At 69.5% G+C, this 17,717-nt stretch carries 12 protein-coding genes and 2 pseudogenes; 2 read left to right on the top strand and 12 right to left on the bottom strand.

Translation table 11 applies throughout. The features are described 5' to 3' along the window. The first annotated feature begins 25 nt into the window (after positions 1 to 25). Together ACFYTQ_RS22830 and ACFYTQ_RS22825 are read left to right on the top strand one after the other, a co-directional pair. Positions 26 to 358 carry a hypothetical protein gene (locus tag ACFYTQ_RS22830; protein WP_387364328.1) on the top strand — a complete coding sequence of 111 codons (333 nt, stop codon included), beginning with the start codon at positions 26 to 28 and terminating at the stop codon, positions 356 to 358. A gap of 115 nt (positions 359 to 473) precedes the next feature. Beyond that, positions 474 to 1,742, top strand: a pseudogene (locus ACFYTQ_RS22825) (wax ester/triacylglycerol synthase family O-acyltransferase); the annotation flags it as partial. On the opposite strand, the gene ACFYTQ_RS22820 reads toward ACFYTQ_RS22825, so the two are convergent. The 12 genes and pseudogenes from ACFYTQ_RS22820 to ACFYTQ_RS22765 form a co-directional block, all read right to left on the bottom strand. Next, positions 1,703 to 2,836: a fatty acid desaturase family protein gene (locus ACFYTQ_RS22820; protein WP_387364325.1), complete on the bottom strand. Its 1,134-nt coding sequence runs from the start codon at positions 2,834 to 2,836 to the stop codon at positions 1,703 to 1,705. The pseudogene ACFYTQ_RS22825 and the gene ACFYTQ_RS22820 sit on opposite strands and share 40 nt — an antisense overlap. Positions 2,837 to 2,844: 8 nt before the next feature. After that, the gene (locus tag ACFYTQ_RS22815) at positions 2,845 to 3,894 is read right to left on the bottom strand and encodes a flavin reductase family protein (RefSeq protein WP_387364322.1); all 1,050 of its coding nucleotides are present in this window, start codon (positions 3,892 to 3,894) and stop codon (positions 2,845 to 2,847) included. Further along, positions 3,891 to 5,246, bottom strand: coding sequence for an FAD-dependent oxidoreductase (locus ACFYTQ_RS22810; protein WP_387364319.1), 1,356 nt, complete (start codon positions 5,244 to 5,246; stop codon positions 3,891 to 3,893). The genes ACFYTQ_RS22815 and ACFYTQ_RS22810 overlap by 4 nt, the downstream gene beginning before the upstream one ends. Beyond that, on the bottom strand, positions 5,243 to 7,156 hold the full coding sequence (locus tag ACFYTQ_RS22805; protein WP_387364316.1) for a CocE/NonD family hydrolase: 1,914 nt from the start codon (positions 7,154 to 7,156) through the stop codon (positions 5,243 to 5,245). Before ACFYTQ_RS22805 ends, ACFYTQ_RS22810 begins: the two co-directional genes overlap by 4 nt. A gap of 21 nt (positions 7,157 to 7,177) precedes the next feature. Then, the gene (locus ACFYTQ_RS22800; protein WP_387364313.1) at positions 7,178 to 8,485 is read right to left on the bottom strand and encodes a wax ester/triacylglycerol synthase family O-acyltransferase; all 1,308 of its coding nucleotides are present in this window, start codon (positions 8,483 to 8,485) and stop codon (positions 7,178 to 7,180) included. Positions 8,486 to 8,737: 252 nt separating this feature from the next. Continuing rightward, entirely contained in the window at positions 8,738 to 9,475 is a 738-nt protein-coding gene (gene narI, locus ACFYTQ_RS22795) for a respiratory nitrate reductase subunit gamma (RefSeq protein WP_387364310.1), read from the bottom strand. After that, positions 9,472 to 10,152: a nitrate reductase molybdenum cofactor assembly chaperone gene (gene narJ, locus ACFYTQ_RS22790; protein WP_387364307.1), complete on the bottom strand. Its 681-nt coding sequence runs from the start codon at positions 10,150 to 10,152 to the stop codon at positions 9,472 to 9,474. The genes narI and narJ overlap by 4 nt, the downstream gene beginning before the upstream one ends. Beyond that, complete coding sequence (gene narH, locus ACFYTQ_RS22785) at positions 10,149 to 11,822, bottom strand: nitrate reductase subunit beta (RefSeq protein WP_387365398.1); 1,674 nt, start codon at positions 11,820 to 11,822, stop codon at positions 10,149 to 10,151. Before narH ends, narJ begins: the two co-directional genes overlap by 4 nt. Positions 11,823 to 11,832: 10 nt before the next feature. Then, entirely contained in the window at positions 11,833 to 15,597 is a 3,765-nt protein-coding gene (locus ACFYTQ_RS22780) for a nitrate reductase subunit alpha (protein WP_387364305.1), read from the bottom strand. A gap of 247 nt (positions 15,598 to 15,844) precedes the next feature. Beyond that, complete coding sequence (locus tag ACFYTQ_RS22775; RefSeq protein WP_387364302.1) at positions 15,845 to 16,660, bottom strand: SigB/SigF/SigG family RNA polymerase sigma factor; 816 nt, start codon at positions 16,658 to 16,660, stop codon at positions 15,845 to 15,847. 178 nt (positions 16,661 to 16,838) lie between these two features. After that, a complete protein-coding gene (locus tag ACFYTQ_RS22770) occupies positions 16,839 to 17,414 on the bottom strand; it encodes a DUF5753 domain-containing protein (RefSeq protein ID WP_387364299.1) in 576 nt (191 codons plus the stop codon). A gap of 81 nt (positions 17,415 to 17,495) precedes the next feature. Beyond that, positions 17,496 to 17,609: pseudogene (locus tag ACFYTQ_RS22765) on the bottom strand (helix-turn-helix domain-containing protein); the annotation flags it as partial. Between the last annotated feature and the right edge of the window lie 108 nt (positions 17,610 to 17,717).

The following is a 17,717-nucleotide window of genomic DNA, read 5'->3' as shown; positions in this document are numbered from 1 at the left end:
GGAATCCTCGCGGGAGGTGGTACAGGTGAGCATTGATGGATGCCGTTCGGAACTGGACGGACACAGTGTCGGCACAGCGGCCGATCCGGCGATCGCCACGATGGCCTCCGGGTTCCGCCTGGCCCTCACGGTGGTCGGCGCGGCCGAGGACGCCGGGGTGCTCACGCTGCGCTGGCTCGAGGACGCGGCCCTGCGCTGCGCGCGCCTCGGGGTGCCGATCGACGAGGTGCACACCATGGTCAACGAGGGTTTCGAATCGGGCCTGTCCGACCAGGTGGGGTCCGACGACGGCTCGACCACGCTGTGGTTGCACGATCTGTTGCATCGTACGGTCACGCGCGCCTATCAGCGGGTGTGAAACCGGCCCGTTTTCCACGGGGCTGTTGTAATCTGTTGGCTCAGAGCATTTTTCGACCGCCCGTTCCCGGACAGCGTGGTCTTCGCCGGGCGCTCCCGTTCCGGAGGCGCGCGTCATGGTCGACCTGGTATCTCCGCTCGAGGCCCTGTTCCTGATCGGGGAGGCTCCCCACCGCCCGATGCATGTGGGCGCGATCCAGCTGTTCGAGCCGCCGCCCGGCGCGGGCCCGGATTTCGGCCTCGACACGTATCGAAAGCTGTTGTCGGACAATCGGTTCGATCGCACCTTCCGTAAACGTCCGCGGTCGGTCGGCGGCGTCGCGATGCCGCTGTGGCACTGGGACCGGGAGGTGGACCTCGCCCGGCACCTCGCCCGCTGGGCTCCGGCGCGGCCCGGCGGCACCGAACAGCTGCTGGACCTGGTGTCGTGGTTGTACAGCCGCCGCCTGCCCGCCGACCGCCCGCTGTGGGACGTCAATGTGATCGAGGGGCTGCGCGGGGGCGAGTTGGCGTTGTTCGTGCGCATTCACCACGCGGTCACCGACGGCGTCGCGGGACAGCACGCGCTGCATCGCGGACTCGACCACGAGCCCGTGCCCGTCGCGTACGGGCCGTGGCACGCCGAGCCGCCCCGCCCGCGACGGGCGGCGGCGGGACGCACCGGATCGCCGGGGGTGGGCACCGCGCTGGCCCGGCTCGCCCGCGCGGCGCGGACCGTGATCACCGACGCGGCGCTGGTGCGGCCCTGGGAAACCCCCGCCACCCTGTTCAACGTGGCCGCGGGCGGCGACCGCCGCTGCGAGCTGTACTCCTGCGACCTGAACCGGATCACCGCGATCGCGGACGCCGCCGACGCCTCGATCAACGACGTGGTGCTGGCCGTGACGGGCGGGGCGCTGCGCCGATACCTGCTGTGCCGCAACGCCCTTCCGGATCGGTCACTGGTGGCGATGGTGCCGGTGTCGCTGCGCAGCGGGACGGAGGCGCGCAGCTCCGGCGGCGTCAAGGTCGCGGCGGTGCTGTGCCCGCTCGGCACCGACACCGCCGATCCCGCCCTGCGCCTGGACCGGATCAAGGCCGCGATGGGCCGCAACAAGCAGATCTACCGCGAGCTGTCCGCCACCGCCGCCATGGCGCTCACCGCCGCGCTGGTGAGCCCGCTGGCCCTGGCCTTCCTGCCGCGCCCGCTGGCGCGGATCACCCCGCCGTTCAACATCGTCGTCTCGAGCATGCCCGTCCCGCGCGGCCCCATGCACCTCAACGGCGCCCGCCTCACCGCCAGCTACCCCCTCTCGATCCCCTTCGACGGCCAGGCCCTCAACGTCACCCTCACCATCGCCGACGATCACATCGACTTCGGCATGGTCGCCTGCCGCACCACGGTCCCGGACCTGAACCGCTTCCCGGGAATGCTGGCCGCCGCGCTGCGGGAAACGGAGGCGGCGTTGCTGATTCGCGCGGGCAGCGAGTAGCGCAGGATCTTTCCGACCACGGTCAGCAGTTGCGGGACCAGGCGACCGCGGTGGTAGGGCAGCCCGTGCCGCGCGCAGATCCGCCGCACCTCGGGCGCGATCTCCGGGTAGCGGTTGCTCGGCAGGTCCGGGAACAGGTGGTGCTCGATCTGGAAGGACAGGTGACCGGAGAGGACATGCAGGATCCGGCCGCCGGAGATGTCGGCCGAACCGCGCAGTTGCCGGGCGTACCAGTCGCCGCGGCTCTCGTTCGCGAGACATCGCTCGGGGAAGGTGGCGATTCCGGCGGGCAGATGCCCGCACAGCACGATCGCGGCGGACCACAGGTTGCGCACCAGTTCGCTGGCGAGGTTCGCGGTGAGCGTCGTCGCGGCGCAGGGCCCGGTCAGCAGCGGGAACAGCAGGTACTCCTTGGTCGCGAGGGTGAGCGTCTTGCGCGCGCCCGCGCGGAGCTTGCCGTCGATCTCGCGAATGTCCTTGCGCCCGGTGAGAACTCGCTCGAGTTCGGCGTCGTAGGGCAGGAGCATCGCGTCGAAGCACACCGCCAGGCCGATCGCGTAGAGCGGCTGCGCCAGGTTGAGGGGGTGCCAGGGCTGCTCGGGGGAGATCCGCAGATAGCCGAAACCGAGGTCGCGATCGCGGTCCACGACATTGGTGTAGAGGTGATGGTGGACGTGGCTGTCCTTCCACTGCGCGGCGGGCATGTACATGTCCCACTCCCAGGCGGCGGAGTGGATCCGGGGATCGCGCAGCCAATCCCATTGGCCGTGCAGGACATTGTGGCCGATCTCCCAGTTGTCCAGGATCTTCGACAGCGACAGGCAGGTGACCCCCGCGAGCCACGCCGGGGGGAACAACGAGCCGAAAAGGACGGCGCGACCGGCGAGTTCGAGGGTGCGCTGGGTGCGGATCACGGTGCGGATGTAGCGCGCGTCGGCGGCGCCGAGGTCGTCGAGAATCCGGCGCCGGAGTTCGTCCAGCTCCGCCGCGAGGTCCGGCTCGGTCATCGATCCTCCTACAGGTCGAGGGCGACGTCGCCCGCGGCGGTGGTGGTGCAGGTCCGGATCGGCTGGCCCTCGCCGTGCTGCACCCGGCCCGTCCGCAGATCCCGCACCCGGCCCGCGCGCAGCCGCGCGGCGCAGGCGAAACAGATGCCCATCCGGCATCCGCTCGGCGGGGCGATCCCGGCGCGTTCCCTCGCCTCCAGCAACGAGAGGCCACCGGACGCGCGAAACTCCTTGGCGCTGACCAGGAATCGCACGGTGCCGCCCTCGGTGGCGGCGGGCGGGGGGAGAGCGAAGCGTTCGAGCGCGAGTCGGTCGGCGAGATCGGCGGCCGCCCAGTGGTCGGCGCACGCGTCGAGCAGGCCGCTCGGTCCGCAGGCGTAGGCCGAGCGCCGCCGCCAGTCCGGGCACAGCGAGTCCAGCTCCGCCGGTCGGAAACGGTTGCCGCGCAGCGTATTCCGCTCGATGTACCGGAACCACGGCACCGTCTCGGCCAGCGTCCGCAGCTCGGGTCCGAAGATCGCCTCCTCGGCCCGGCGCGCGGAATGGATCATCGTCACCGTCGCGGCCGCGCGCGGCCCCGTGGCCAGTTCGCGCAGCATAGACATCACCGGCGTGACGCCGCTGCCCGCGGTGATGAACAGCAGCGGCCGTCGCGGTCCCGGCACGACGAAGTCCCCGGCGGCCTGAGTCAATTCCACGACGGCCCCGATGCCGGTGTCGTACACCAGTTTCGGCGAGACCACGCCGCCGGGGACCGCCCGCACGGTCACCTCGAGCAGCCGATCCAGCCGGGGCGCCGACGATATCGAGAACGGCCGCCGGTGCCGCACCCCGTCGACATCGATCCCGATCGTCGTCCACTGGCCCGCGCGATGCCCGCGCCACCGCCGGTCCGCCTCGAGCCACAGCCGGGTGACATCCGGCCCGCACCGGCGCACCGCCCGTACCCGTGCGCCGACCGGGTCCGCGCCCCGGGCCGGGGCGAACAACCGCGCGTACTCCGAGGGTTCGTGGGGTGCCGCCAGCACCCGGGCGAGCGCCGCGACGGAATCCCTCATCCCAACCGACCCGCGGCGAAATCGTCGAGCAGCGCGTGCACGGTCGCCTGGGCGTGCGGGCGGTTCGTGCCGATCTTGCCGCGGGGGCCTCGGGCCGCCCATCCGGTTATGTAGAGGCCGGTTCGGGGGTGGCCGTCGGGGGCGAGCACGCGTCCGGCCGCGTGGGCGATCGCGCCGACGGCGTGGATCACCAGACCGGTCTCGATGAGGTCAGGGGCGGGTGTCGGTCTGTCGCGGGTGGGTGTGACCGTCAGTGCCGCAACGTGATTCGTGCCCAGGATCGTCGCGGGGGCGGTGTGGAAGCGGAAGCGCAGGCCGCCGTTGCGGATTCGTTGGTGTCGGGTCAGGGCGCGGATCGCCGGGGCGGTGAACGTCGCCTCGCCGGGGCCGCGGCGGCCGATCACCACGACCTCGCGAACGGCGCTGTGCGCCAGCGTGTTCCGGACGGCGGGTGGGACGCGTGTCGGGTCTAGTTCGTCCGGGTGGGTCAGGAGCAGTCGGGCGGCGTCGAGTGCGACATTGCCGTTGCCGATGATCACGGCGCGCGGATGCGACAGGTCGACGTGGTGGTGGGTCGGGGCGCCGTTGGCCCAGGCGGCCAGGTCGTGGGCGGTCAGGTTCCCGGGCAGGCGCGCGCCGGGGAGGTCGAGGGTGCGGCCGCCCGCCGCGCCGGTGGCGAGGACGACGGCGGGGAAGCGGCGGCGCAGCGCGGCCGGATCGAGGTCGCGGCCGATCTCGACCCCGAGTCGCAGCCGCACCCGCGGATCGGCGGTCACCGCGGCGAATTCGTCCAGCAGTCGCTTGACGCCCCGCTGGTCCGGCGCGACACCGTACCGCACCAGTCCGCCGGGTTCGGGGGAGCGGTCGAAGACGACGACGCGAACGCGGCGGTGCCGGAGCAGTTCCTCGGCGGCGTACATCCCGGCGGGACCGGCCCCGACTATCGCCACCTCCAGGGTGCGCCTGCCCAGGGGAACCGGTTGCGGCGCGGGAGGTTTCACGGGCCGCGCGCGGTGGGCGGGGTGTCGCTGGAAATACGCGGCGCTCGTGATGCGGAACGGTTGCTGCTCAGGGCTCAGCCGCTCGCTCGGCCGGATCGCGTCGACCGGGCAGGCGTGCGCGCAGGCGCCGCAGTCGATGCACTGGTACGCGCTGAACGCGATTCGCTGCGCGCGGTCGAGCCGGTCCCACAGGGCGGTGCCGTACAGGGCGAGCCGGTGCTCGGGCAGGAAGTACCTGCCGGGTTCGAAGCCGTGCTCCCAGTCCAGGGCATCGATGTCCATCGACAGGGTCGCCGCGCTCGCGACGAGCATGTCGGTGACGTCGTCGAGTTCCGTCGTCCGTCGTGTCATGCGTCCTCCTGATCGGTCGGCGGGTCCGCGGGGAGGACCCGCACGGTGAGATGGCCGGGGTGGGCCGGGTCGAGCAGGATCGCCTGGGTGGTGATGTTGCGGCGGATGGACGGGGTGAGCAGATAGCGGGGAAAGCTGTTGCGGGTGACCGAGATTCGCAGCCGGTGCCCGGCCCGGACGAGGGCCTCGGTGGCGTGCAGGTCGATGTCGACCGAATGCGGGCGGTGCGGTTCGGCCGGGATCTCCGACTCGGCGGTGAGCGGGTGGACGGGTTCGACGGGATCGCCGTCGGGGTAGCGCGGGGTGTCGGGGGAGAGGCGGCGCATGGAGGACCGCAGCGCGCCGGAGGACAGAGCGACCGAGCGGCCGTCCGGGGCGACATCGCTCAGGGTGGCCGCCCAGAACGCGTCCCGGGAGCCCGCCTCGACGTACAGGTGCAGGGCGACCGGGCCGCTGAGGGTGAGGTCGGCGCGGAGGGGCGGGGAGGTGAAGGTGGCCGCCGCCCGCTCGGCGCGCCGCTCGTCACGACCGAAGTCGCGGCCCAGCAGGGTCGCCAGGCCCACGGTCGCGCGGGCGGCGTTGTCCGAGGCCGGGAGCGAGTGCGCGTCGAGTTCGATCCGCCGCGCGCTGTCCGGGGGCCGCGCGGCGAGCGTGCCGTCGAAGTGCGCGTGCCCGGCCGAGCCGCTGGCATCGGCGGTGAGATGGAATTTCCGGCGTCCGGCGTCCGGATCGGGGAAGACCCGGCGGCGCACCCAGCCGTCGCCCTGACTGCGCAGCGTGATCGGACCGTAGCGATCGATGCCGTTGTCGATGCCGCGGATCCAGCGGTCGAACCACGCGCACTGGAGTTCGTCGAGGGCGGGCGGCGCGGCGAGGCCGCCGAGTTCGGGCACCGGCGACAGGTGATAGCCCTGCCCGATGAGCAGCTGCTTCGCCCCCGGGGGCTGCGGCAGCCGCTCGTAGATGTGCCACACCGAACCGCTGTAGATGTCGTGCCAGGCGCCGACGAGAAAGGTGGGAACGCGAATCGCGGTGACATCGGGCACATTTCGCGCCCACATGGCATTCAGATAGCTGTGCGGGTGGCGGTCGGAGGCCAGGACCGCCAGCATCAGGCCGAACCAGGGGATCGGGTGCGCGAGCCGGTCGCGCACCAGCCGGGCCAGCAGCCGGGGCCGCCGCAGCACCGACGGCGACGGCACCAGTTTGGCGAGATTGATCGACGCCGACCAGGCGAGGATGAACGGCGAGGGCACCCCGCCGCTGAGCCCGATCTCGCGGGTCGGATCGGTCGAGGGTTCGATCGCGAACACCGCCGCGAGCCCGGGGGGTTGCCGCGCGGCGGCGAGCAGGGCGGCCTGGGCGTGATAGGAGATGCCGCTCACCGCGATCCGCCCGTCGCACCAGGGCTGTGCGCGCACCCACGCCAGCACGTCGGTGTAGTCGCGTTGTTCGTGTTCGCCGTGGAAGTCCCACGTCCCGGTGGAGGACCCCGTGCCGCGCACATCCACCAGCACGATGGCGTAGCCGCGCGACACCAGGGTGTCGTTGGTGGTGATCGTGTCCAGCGCGCCGCGACCGATCCCGCCGATCAGATCCAGGAAGCCCACCCCGCCGCGTGGCCCGGTCGCCGTCGCGGTCGCCCAGGCGCGCAGCGCGTTTCGCGCGGGACGCGAACCGAACGCCCGGATCAGCGTTTTGTTGTAGGGGGTGAAACAGACCACCGCCGGGACCGGCACGTCGACCACCCCCCGTTCGTCGGCGGGCAATCCGATATCGGCGAGCAGCAGTTCCCCGTCGGACGCCCGAATGGAAACGTCGCCGCGCCAATGGGTTCGGGGCCAGCGCGGTTCACCGATGTCGAACCGCGTCGCGATATGCACGGGCAAGGCCGTGGGATTCGTGCTCATCGGGCACCTTCCGAAATGAATTCAGACGGCCGCTTTCTCCAATTCGGCCAGGGATTCCTCGAACAATTCGAGCAGCCGATCGAGTTCGGGCACGGCCGTCGGACAGGCCACGAGGCCGAAATCGATCCGGTCGTTCGTGGTGGTGAACGTGATGTTGAGCGCCAGGCCGGTCAGGGGGATCGACAACGGATACAGCGCGTCGAGCCGCGCGTCGCCCCAATAGCGCGGCACGTGCGTGCCGGGCACTTTCGAGATCACCACATTGCACGCCGGGAGCAGGGTGGCCAGCCGCCCGGCGAGCAGCGCGATCAGCAGCGGGCTGAGCATGAGCCCCGACAGCGCGACACCGCCCGGGGTGGGCAGTGCGGCGAAGACGCTCTTGCTGTCGGCCATGGACCGGCTGATCGCCGCCAGCCGCCGCCGCGGATCGGCGATATCGGTGCCCAGGGCGCACAGGGTCGCGCCGACCTTGTTGCCCCCGCTGTGGTCGTCGGCCGAGCGCAGCGTCATCGGCACCATGGAAACCAGAGGGCGAGCAGGCAATTGGTGCCGTTCATCGAGATAGCCGCGCAACGCCCCGGCGACGACGGTGAGGATGACGTCGTTGGCGGTGGTCGCGGTCCGCCGCCGCACGGCCTCGATCCGCCCGCGCGGCAGGGACAGCACCGCGCAGCGCCGTGCGGTGCCGATGGGGACGTTGAAGGGGGAGCGCGGCGCCTCGAACGGCACGGTGAGCGCCCGGTCCAGCACGACCTTGCGGCCCGCGTCGAGCAGCGTCCGCAGCTGTCGCGACGCGGACCGCGAATTCGGCTCGGGCCGATGCCCGTTGGCGGGCGGGAGCTGCCAGAACGCGCGGGGTGGCGCGCTCGTCGGCGCGGCGTCGAGGGTGCGCGCGAACAGCCGCTGCGCGGCCGCGCCGTCGAGCAGCGCGTGATGCCATTTGCAGTACACCGCGAACCGCCCGTCGGCCAGCCCCTCGATCAGGAATACCTGCCACAGCGGCAGATTCCGGTCCAGTGGCTGCCCGTGCAGCCGGTCGACGACCTCCAGCAGCTGGGCCTGTCCGCCCGGGGCGGGCAGGGCGATGTGTACGAGGTGGCGGAACAGGTCCAGATTCTCGTCCCGGGTCCACAGCAGCGGCGAGATCCCGGGCAGCGCGACCGGGTGCCGCAGAAATGTCGGCGTCGCGTCGGTGCGCACGGAAAGGGTCGCGAAAAGCTTTCGGAAATAATCGTCTTTCGCGTCCGGCGGCGGTTCGAACAATTGCAATGTGGCAACGTGCATCGGATGTTGTGGGGTGTCGCCGAAAAGGAAGGCGGCATCGAGCACGGACGTGGGTCGTAAATTCACGGCTTCACCAATCATCGATCACAGAGCATGGTCGGGTGAAGAAGGATGTCCCCTTTTCGACGGCACGTGTCGCTGAACCGTTCACAGCCGAGAATACCCGGTCACTTCCGTATTGAAAAGCTTTCCGGCCATTAGATACCGGATGAAAGGAAAAGGCCGGTCGATACCGACCGGCCTTCTAGTGATAAAGGGGAACTGCAATTTCGGTGAGCTGAAATCCACGCCCCGAATTCACCGCGATGGAGGAGTCGCGGGCGAATCCCACGCCCGCGCGTACCGCCGCTTGTCCGGCGCGGCGAGCTCCTTGCTCCGATACACGACGTACGGCCGCACCAGATACCCCACCGGCGCGCTGAACATGTGCACCAGCCGGGTGTAGGGCCAGAAGGCGATCAGGGCGAGCACGATCAGCGCGTGCGCCTGGAACGTCCACGGCGTGCCCACCATGAGGTCCGGCTCGGGGTGAGCGGTGAAAAGGCTTCGGAACCAAGGGGATACGGTCTCGCGGTAGTTGTGCCGCCCCCACAGCAGATTGCTGCCGACGGTATTGAGCACGCCGGTCAGCAGCGCGCCCGCCAGCAGGGCGTACATCACCTTGTCGTTGGTGGTGGTCGCCCGGCGCACGGCCGGAACCGTCCAGCGCCGGTACAGCAGGATGCCGATTCCGGCGAGCACCGCCGCGCCCGCGACCGACCCCGCGGAGACCGCGAGCACGTGGTAGGACCGCTCCGAGATCCCGACCGCCGCGGTCCACGACTCGGGGATCAGCACGCCGAGCACGTGCCCGCCGACCACGCCGAGCATGCCGAAGTGGAACAGCGGACTGCCCAGCCGCAGCAGCCGCGATTCGTGGATCTGCGAGGAGCGGGTGGTCCAGCCGAACTGGTCGTTGCGGTAGCGCCACAGGTGGCCCAGCACGAACGAGGTGAACGCGATGTAGGGCAGGGTCGTCCACAGGGTGGTGGTCATCGGCGGGATTCCGATCCGGTGAGGGTGAGCGGGTCCATCGCGAAGGGCTCGAGGCCCACCTCTTCCTCGGGTGGGCCCTGCGCGGCCAGTTCGGCGATGCGGCGGCGATCCGCGGTGGTGATCGGCGGCAGCGTCGCGGTCACCGCCGCGAGGATCCCCGCGTACGGGGAACCGCTGTCGGACAACGACAATCGCAACAGCTCCAGCACCGGTACGTGCTCGCCGAGCAGCCGTTCCCCGCCGATCGGATCGACGGTCGCGGCGAACTCCAGCAGCACCGCGAGATGGTCGGGCAGTTCGTGATCGCCGAGTTCGACCCCGGCCTGCCGGTAGGTCTGTTTGAACCGCAACAGCGCCATCCCGCGTTTGCGGGTGTCGCCGTAGGCGTAGAAGGTCAGGTGCAGGCTGGCGCGGCGGCGCATGTCGAAGGTCTCGACGTAGTGCTGGGCCGCCGCGATCGGGGTGGTGTCGCGCAGCCAGGCCAGCACCGGTTCCAGTTCCCGGCGCACCGGTTCGGGCAATTCCGCTGTCGCGCCGGACAATTCGTCGAGCAGGCCGAGGGTCTTCGCGCCCGGGTAGTCCAGCAGCAGCGCGGCGATGCGCCAGACCAGTCGCCGTTCGCGGTCGGGCATGGGCACCACCGGTTCGGGGCGGCGGCGCGGTTTCAGCAGGTTCATCGCGGCTCTCCGCCGGGAACGGCCGCCGGGGCGTCGGCGGGCGCGTGGCCGTTTCCGTTCGCCGTGGTCCCGTTGCCGTTCGTGTCGCCGGTCGGCATGAGCCCGTCGGTGCGTTTACCGTCCCAGTCCAGCAGGTTGATCCGGCTCGACTTCTCCTGCGGCGCGGCGTTGTTCGTGTCGGTGAGGTGGAACTTCTCGGCCATGACGTCGAAGGCGGTCATCCCCGGCCCGCCGTCGACGTCGAGGCTGCACCCGGTGGCCAGCGAATCCAGTTCGTGCGCACGGGATGTCGCGCCGGTGGGGATCACGTACCGGTGCTCGTACTTGGCGATGGCGAGCAGCCGGTACATGGCCTCGATCTCCTCGGGCTCGAGCCGCACCGACTCCGGAATGGTCAGGTCCGGTTCCTGGCCGAGGTTGATCGAGCGCATGAACGAGCGCATCCCGGCCAGCCGTTGCAGCGCGGCGCGCACCGGGCCGGGATCACCGGCGGTGAACAGTTCGGCGAGGTACTCCACCGGGATGCGCAGCGCGTCGATCGCCCCGAACAGGTTGTTCGCGTTCTCGCCGTCGTGCCCGGTCTGCGACAGCACGTCCACCATCGGCGACAGCGGGGGCACGTACCACACCATCGGCATGGTCCGGTACTCCGGATGCAGCGGCAGCGCGATCTGATAGTCGACGATGAGCTTGTACACCGGCGAATCCTGCGCGGCGGCAATCCATTCCGGGGAGATGCCGGACCGCTCGGCCTCGGCGATCACGCGCGGATCGTGCGGATTGAGGAACACCCCCAGCTGCGCCGGGTACAGCTCGGTGTCGTCGGTGACCGACGCCGCCTCGAGCACCTTGTCGGCGTCGTAGAGCATGACCCCGATGTAGCGCAGCCGCCCCACGCACGTCTCCGAGCACACCGTCGGGATGCCGACCTCCACCCGTGGGTAGCAGAAGGTGCACTTCTCGGCCTTGCCCGTCTTGTGGTTGAAGTAGATCTTCTTGTACGGGCAGCCGGTGACGCACTGCCGCCAGCCGCGGCAGGCGTCCTGGTCGACCAGCACGATGCCGTCCTCGGACCGCTTGTAGATCGCCCCCGACGGACACGACGCCGCGCACGACGGGTTGAGGCAGTGCTCGCAGATGCGCGGCAGGTAGAACATGAACGTCTGCTCGAACTCGAGCTTCACCTGGTCGGACAGCTTGGCCAGCAACGGATCCCGGCCCACCTGCTCCGGGCCCGAGCCCAGCGAGTCGTCCCAGTTCGCGCCCCAGGTGACCTGGGTGTCCTCCCCGGTGATCAGCGATTTGGGCCGCGCCACCGGGGTGGTGTCCATCCGCGGGGCGGACAGCAGCGTGTCGTAGTCGTAGCTCCACGGGTCGTAGTAGTCACCGATGGTGGGCAGGTCGGGATTGGCGAAGAGGTTGAGCAGCCGCTTCATCCGGGAACCGGACTTCAGCGTGAGGCGGCCCCGGCGGTCCAGCGTCCAGCCGCCCTTCCACTTCTCCTGATCCTCGTAGCGGCGCGGATACCCCTGTCCCGGACGGGTTTCCACATTGTTGAACCACACGTACTCGGTGCCCGAGCGGTTGGTCCACGCCTGTTTGCAGGTGACGCTACAGGTGTGGCAGCCGATGCACTTGTCCAGGTTCATCACCATGGCAAGCTGCGCCATGACACGCATGTCAGTACTCCACTTCCTGCGAGCGCTTACGGATCGTGGTGACCTCGTCGCGCTGATTTCCGGTGGGGCCGTGATAGTTCAGGGCGAACGACTGCTGGGCGTAGCCGCCGACCAGGTGCGACGGTTTGATCATGATGCGGGTGAGCGCGTTGTGGATGCCGCCGCGTTTGCCCTTGGCGCCGTTGGTCTCCGGGGTGCCCTCGATGCGCGGCACGTTCACCGCGCGGTCCTGGGCGTGGTACATGAACACCGTGCCCTCGGGCATCCGGTGCGAGACGATGGCCCGCGCCACGACGATGCCGTTGCGGTTGACCGCCTCGATCCAATCGTTGTCGCGCACACCGATCTTGGCGGCGTCGACCTCCGACATCCAGATCGCCTGCCCGCCGCGCGAGAGCGTGAGCATGTGCAGGTTGTCCTGGTAGGCGGAGTGGATGGACCACTTGGAATGCGGGGTCAGATACCGCACCGTCACCCCGTTCGCGCCGACCGCGCCGATGCCGGGCTCGGCGAACAGCGCCGACATGTCCAGCGGCGGCCGGTACACCGGCAGCTGCTCGCCGAGTTCGATCATCCAGTCGTGGTCGAGGTAGAAGTGCTGGCGGCCGGTGAGGGTGTGCCAGGGCTTGGCGCGCTCGACATTGATGGTGAACGGGGAGTAGCGCCGCCCGCCGGTCTCGCTGCCCGACCACTCGGGTGAGGTGATGACGGGGACGGGCCGGGCCTGGGTGTCGGCGAAGGTGATTCGCTTGCCCTCGTGTTCCGCGGCCAGATCCGCGAGCTCGGTCCCGGTGCGCCGCTCGAGCGCGTGGAAGCCCGCCACCGCGAGGCGGCCGTTGGTGGTGCCCGACAGCGCGAGGATGGCCTCGGCGGCGTGGGTGTCCTTGGCCAGCGACGGGCGGCCCCGCGCGACGCCGGAGACGATCGCGCCGTTGACGCCCTTCAGGTACTCGACCTCCGCGTCGGGCAGCGTGGTGACGCCCTTGGTGGTCAGGCCGAGGGTTTCCACGAGCGGGCCGAGCGCGGCCATCTTCTCCGCGATGTGCGGGTAATCGCGTTCGACCACAACGAGTTTCGGCATGGTCTTGCCGGGGATGGGCTCGCATTCGCCCTTCTTCCAGTCCCGCACGCGCCCGCCCGCCTGGGCGAGGGCGTCGGGGCTGTCGTGCTGCAACGGCACCGCGACGATGTCGGAGCGCTTGCCCAGATGTTTCTCCGCGAGCCAGGAGAAGCCGCGGGCGATGCGGTGGAACGCCTCGAAGTCGGTCCGGGCCTCCCACGGCGGGGAGATCGCGGGGGTGAAGGCGTGCACGAACGGGTGCATGTCGGTGGAGGACAGGTCGTACTTCTCGTACCAGGTCGCGGCGGGCAGCACGATATCGGAGAACAGGGTGGTGCTGGTCATCCGGAAGTCCAGCGACAGCAGCAGATCCAGCTTGCCGGTGGCCGCGGTCTCCCGCCATTCCAGTTCCTGCGGGCGCACCCCGGTGGCCTCCCCGGTTTGCAGGTTCGAATCCGCGCCGAGCAGGTGCCGATGGAAGTACTCGTTGCCCTTGCCGGAGGAGCCGAGCAGATTCGCCCGCCAGACCGTCAGCACGCGGGGGAAGTTCTCCGGTGCGTCGGGATCCTCGCAGGCGAATCGGAGATCACCCGATTTCAGTTGCGCCACAACGTGTTCGGCGGCGGTCCGCCCGGCGGCCTCGGCCTCGTCGGCGAGATCGAGGGGGTTGCGGTCGAAGGTCGGATACGACGGCATCCAGCCCAGCCGGGTGGCCAGGGCGATATTGTCGGCGGCGGCGCGGCCCGCGAACGCGCCCGCGCCCAGCGGCGAGGCGAACGCCTCGGAGGTGAACGGATCGTAGCGCCACTGGTCGTTGGCCAGATACCAGAACACGGTGCCCTGCATCTGCCGCGGCGGCCGCTGCCAGTCCAGGCCGAAAGCCAGTGTGGACCAACCCGTTACGGGACGGCACTTCTCCTGGCCGACGTAGTGCGCCCAGCCGCCGCCGTTGACGCCCTGGCTACCGGTGAGCAGGGTGAGGGTGAAGAAGGCGCGGTAGATCTGGTCGGAGTGGAACCAGTGGTTGGTGCCCGCGCCCATGAGGATCATCGACCGGCCGCCGGTGCGTTCGGCGTTGTCGGCGAATTCGCGGCCGACGCGTTCGGCCTGCCCGGCGGGCACGCCGGTGATCTCCTGCTGCCACGCCGGGGTGTAGGGCTCGGTGGGGTCGTCGTAGCCGGTGGGCCAGTTGCCGGGCAGGCCGGGCCGGGACACGCCGTACTGGGCGAGCAGTAGATCGAAGACGGTGGTCACGCGCTTGCCCGCGATGACGGTGGTCGGCACGCCGCGGGTGAGCACGCCCGCCTCCGGCCCGTCGAAGCGGGGGAACTGCACGGGCGCGGCGTCGTCGGCGCGACCGTGCAGGCTCAGCAGGGGATCGGTGTCCCCGAGGTCGAGATTCCAGCGGCCCGCCCCGGACTCGGTGAAGCGGTGGCCGAGAGAACCGTTGGGCGCCACGGGATTTCCCGACGAGTCCAGCAGCACGGGCTGGAACTCCACGCCCTCGCCGTCGTGGCCGAGGTCGGCGGCGGTGAGGAACTTGCCGGGAACGTAGGTGTGCGCGACGTACTCGCCGTCGGCGTCGAATCCGCCCGCGCGCTCGTCCAATTCGACCAGGAACGGCAGATCGGTGTAGCGCTTGACGTAGTCGGTGAAGCGCGGGGTGTCGCGTTCGACGAAGAACTCGCGCAGGATCACGTGGCCCATCGCCATGGCCAGCGCGGCGTCGGTGCCGGGCCGCGCGGCCACCCACTCGTCGGCGAATTTGGTGTTGTCGGCGTAGTCGGGGGAGACCACGACGACCTTCTGGCCGCGGTAGCGGGCCTCGGTCATGTAGTGCGCGTCGGGCGTGCGGGTGACGGGAACGTTGGAGCCCCACATGATCAGGTAGCCCGCGTCGAACCAGTCCGCGGACTCCGGCACGTCGGTCTGGTCGCCGAACACCTGCGGCGAGGCCACCGGCAGATCGGCGTACCAGTCGTAGAACGACAGCATCGACCCGCCGAGCAGCGAGATGAACCGCGCGCCGACCGCGTGCGAGACCATCGACATGGCCGGGATGGGGGAGAAGCCCGCGATCCGGTCCGGGCCGTAGCGCTTGATGGTGTGCACGTGCGCGGCGGCGGCGATCTCGGCGGCCTCCCACCACTCGGCGCGCACGAAACCGCCCTTGCCGCGGGCGGATTTGTAGCGGGCGGCGAGTTCGGGGTCCTCGACGATCGACTCCCACGCCAGCACCGGATCCTTCAGCCGCGTCTTGGCCTCGCGGTACAGCTCGAGCAGGACGCCGCGCACGTACGGATAGCGCACGCGCGCGGGCGAATACGTGTACCAGGAGAACGACGCCCCGCGCGGGCAGCCGCGCGGTTCGTACTCGGGCTTGTCCGCGCCCACCGACGGGTAGTCGGTCTGCTGCGACTCCCAGGTGATCACGCCGTCGGAGACGTAGATCTTCCACGAACACGAGCCGGTGCAGTTGACGCCGTGGGTCGAGCGCACCACCTTGTCGTGCGCCCAGCGTTCGCGATAGAAGTCGTCGGCCGAGCGGCCGCCGACCCGGTGCACCGTGCGCAGATCCTCCGACACCTCGCCGCGCGCGAAGTAGCGGCCCAGACGCAGCAACGCGTCCCCGGCGGAGGGATCGGAGGGCGCCGAACCACGGGATGGAGAACTAACCACAACGCCCCCAGACGAGAGTGCCACCATGCTGTCGGTCTCGACAGTAAGGACGCCCCCGAGCAGCGCAAAACCCCTCTCTCACAACGCTCCCGGCGCGGGGGTGAGCTGTGAGGGCGGAGAAACCTCACGTTCACCACAGTCGGGCTGTGCGGGACGCGCGGTGCCGATTCGACCTGCGCCGACGCCGGAAAGCCCCGCTCGGGGAGCGGGGTGCCGGGGCGCCGGTGAACCTTCCGAAACGGGTGGTTCTCCGGCACTTTACAAATGTTTACTTTCAGCTGGCAGCTTTCGGCAGTCCGGCGGGGGTGAGATCGGCCTGTTCGCGCAGCCGCTCGAGGACGCGGGTCAGCAGTCGCGAGACCTGCATCTGCGAGCAGCCCAGCCGCTCGGCGATCTGGCTCTGCGACAGCGACTCGAAGTAGCGCCAGCACAGCAGTTCCCGGTCCGCGGCGGGCAGCCGGGCGATGAGCGGGCGGGCCACCGAGGAGCGTTCGATGAGCCGGTAGCAGCCCTCCTCGCGGCCGAGCCGGTCGCTCAGGGTCGAGCCGCGCTCGTCGTCGAGGGGAATCTGGTCGATGGAGTCGGTGCGAAAGGCGTTGTTGGCCATCAGGGCGAGCACGGTGGTGTCCACGTCGAGGGCGAGTTCGGCGGCGATCTCGCGCGGGGTGGGCTGTCGCTCGAGCCGCTGCATGAGCCGTTCGACGGCCGCGGCCAAGCGGGTCTGCGCCTCCTTGACCGGGCGTGGCACCCGCACGGCCCACACGTGGTCGCGGAAGTGCCGCCGCACCTCGCCCATGATCGTGGGCACCGCGAAGGACAGGAAGCTCGTGCCGCGCCCGACCTCGAACCGGTCGACGGCGAGCACCAGCCCGATCCGCGCGACCTGCCGCAGATCGTCGACCTGTTCGCCGCGGCCCGAATACCGTTGCGCGATATGGTCGGCCAGCGGGAGCGCGGTCTCGATGATGTGCTCGCGCAGGATCGGGCGTTCCGGATCGGCGGGGTCGAGCGCGGCCAGCTTGTCGAACCACGGTTCGAGGTTCTCGTAGGCGTCGGCCGGGTGCGCGGTGGTCGGGGTGGCTGCTGTCACGACGTGTCCTTCCGGGGGCCGAGTTCTGTTGATCGCACGTCCAGTCTTGCGAGTGGGGCGTGGCTCGACATCGGGACGAAGGTCGTCGGGTGGGGGGACTTGGGTCAGGGGCGGAAGTCACCGAACGTGGTTATCTCCGCTCGGACAGAATGTGTGTCAGCCTTCGGGGGGGGGGGGCTCAGGTCGCGGCCCTGGCTTGCAAAGCTCGGCGGATGAGTGTTCGGGCGGCATCTCCGGTCACGGACTGACCGGCGAGGACATCGAAGGCCCGGCCGTACAGCGCGATTTCTCTCGGCTGAGTAATCGCCAACTCGGCTGTGTGCCCTTCCACTCTCACCAACTTGTCATCGAACATCACAAAGTTTTCCACGACGACTTTGGCGTGCGCAGACATCGGAACTATTCCGAACGTCAACCGAGGCATCCCGATGATGGAATATAATCTATCCAGTTGCCCGATCATGACGTCCGGCCCGCCAACCGTCGTGTAAAGAGATTTCTCGCTGATGATGTAATGGAACCGGTGTTCGCGCTCATAAAGAACGCGCTGCCTGTCCATGCGTTTGATTGCACCACGGTCCAAATCGTCCGGAAGCTCATAGAAGTCGATTACCTCACGGAGTATCGCGCGGGCGTAATCCGAGGTTTGGAGAAGCCCGGGGATGATCTGCGGATCGTAGTTCCGTATGAGCGTGGCGGAAGCTTCGAGCCTTGCATATAGCTGTTGCCCGCGGGCGACACCGGAACTCAGCATCCGACGGTATTCCATATAGGCGTTATCGATATTGTGCAGCGTCGCAAGCAGGTCATTCAGCTGATCATATGCGCTGCAATGCTTGCAGTAAGCCTTGATATCTCCAGGGGATGGGTTGGAATGCCCGTGCTCGATACGGGATGCTTTCGACTCGTGCCAGCCCTCTCGCTTGGCAAGCTCTCGTGCGGTTATCCCCGAGTTTTTGCGGGGTCAAGTCCAAACGGGTGGTGTAACGGGGTGATTGCCGCGTGATCCTGTTCGGTCAGGCGGTCAGTGCTGGGGTGGTTTCCTCCTGGTCGGTGG

Origin of the sequence: Nocardia sp. NPDC004068, assembly GCF_042874315.1 — a bacterium.
In the GTDB taxonomy this organism is placed as follows: Bacteria; Actinomycetota; Actinomycetes; order Mycobacteriales; family Mycobacteriaceae; genus Nocardia.
Note: the sequence above shows the minus strand (reverse complement) of the source record. Positions and strands in the feature narration are given on the sequence as shown.

Coding starts and splice junctions, on each gene's coding strand:
- ACFYTQ_RS22820 (WP_387364325.1), bottom strand. CDS start 2,836: ATGACCGAGCCGGACCTCGCGGCGGAGCTGGACGAACTCCGGCGCCGG.
- ACFYTQ_RS22815 (WP_387364322.1), bottom strand. CDS start 3,894: ATGAGGGATTCCGTCGCGGCGCTCGCCCGGGTGCTGGCGGCACCCCAC.
- ACFYTQ_RS22810 (WP_387364319.1), bottom strand. CDS start 5,246: ATGACACGACGGACGACGGAACTCGACGACGTCACCGACATGCTCGTC.
- ACFYTQ_RS22805 (WP_387364316.1), bottom strand. CDS start 7,156: ATGAGCACGAATCCCACGGCCTTGCCCGTGCATATCGCGACGCGGTTC.
- narI (WP_387364310.1), bottom strand. CDS start 9,475: ATGACCACCACCCTGTGGACGACCCTGCCCTACATCGCGTTCACCTCG.
- narJ (WP_387364307.1), bottom strand. CDS start 10,152: ATGAACCTGCTGAAACCGCGCCGCCGCCCCGAACCGGTGGTGCCCATG.
- narH (WP_387365398.1), bottom strand. CDS start 11,822: ATGGCGCAGCTTGCCATGGTGATGAACCTGGACAAGTGCATCGGCTGC.
- ACFYTQ_RS22780 (WP_387364305.1), bottom strand. CDS start 15,597: ATGGTGGCACTCTCGTCTGGGGGCGTTGTGGTTAGTTCTCCATCCCGT.
- ACFYTQ_RS22770 (WP_387364299.1), bottom strand. CDS start 17,414: ATGCTGAGTTCCGGTGTCGCCCGCGGGCAACAGCTATATGCAAGGCTC.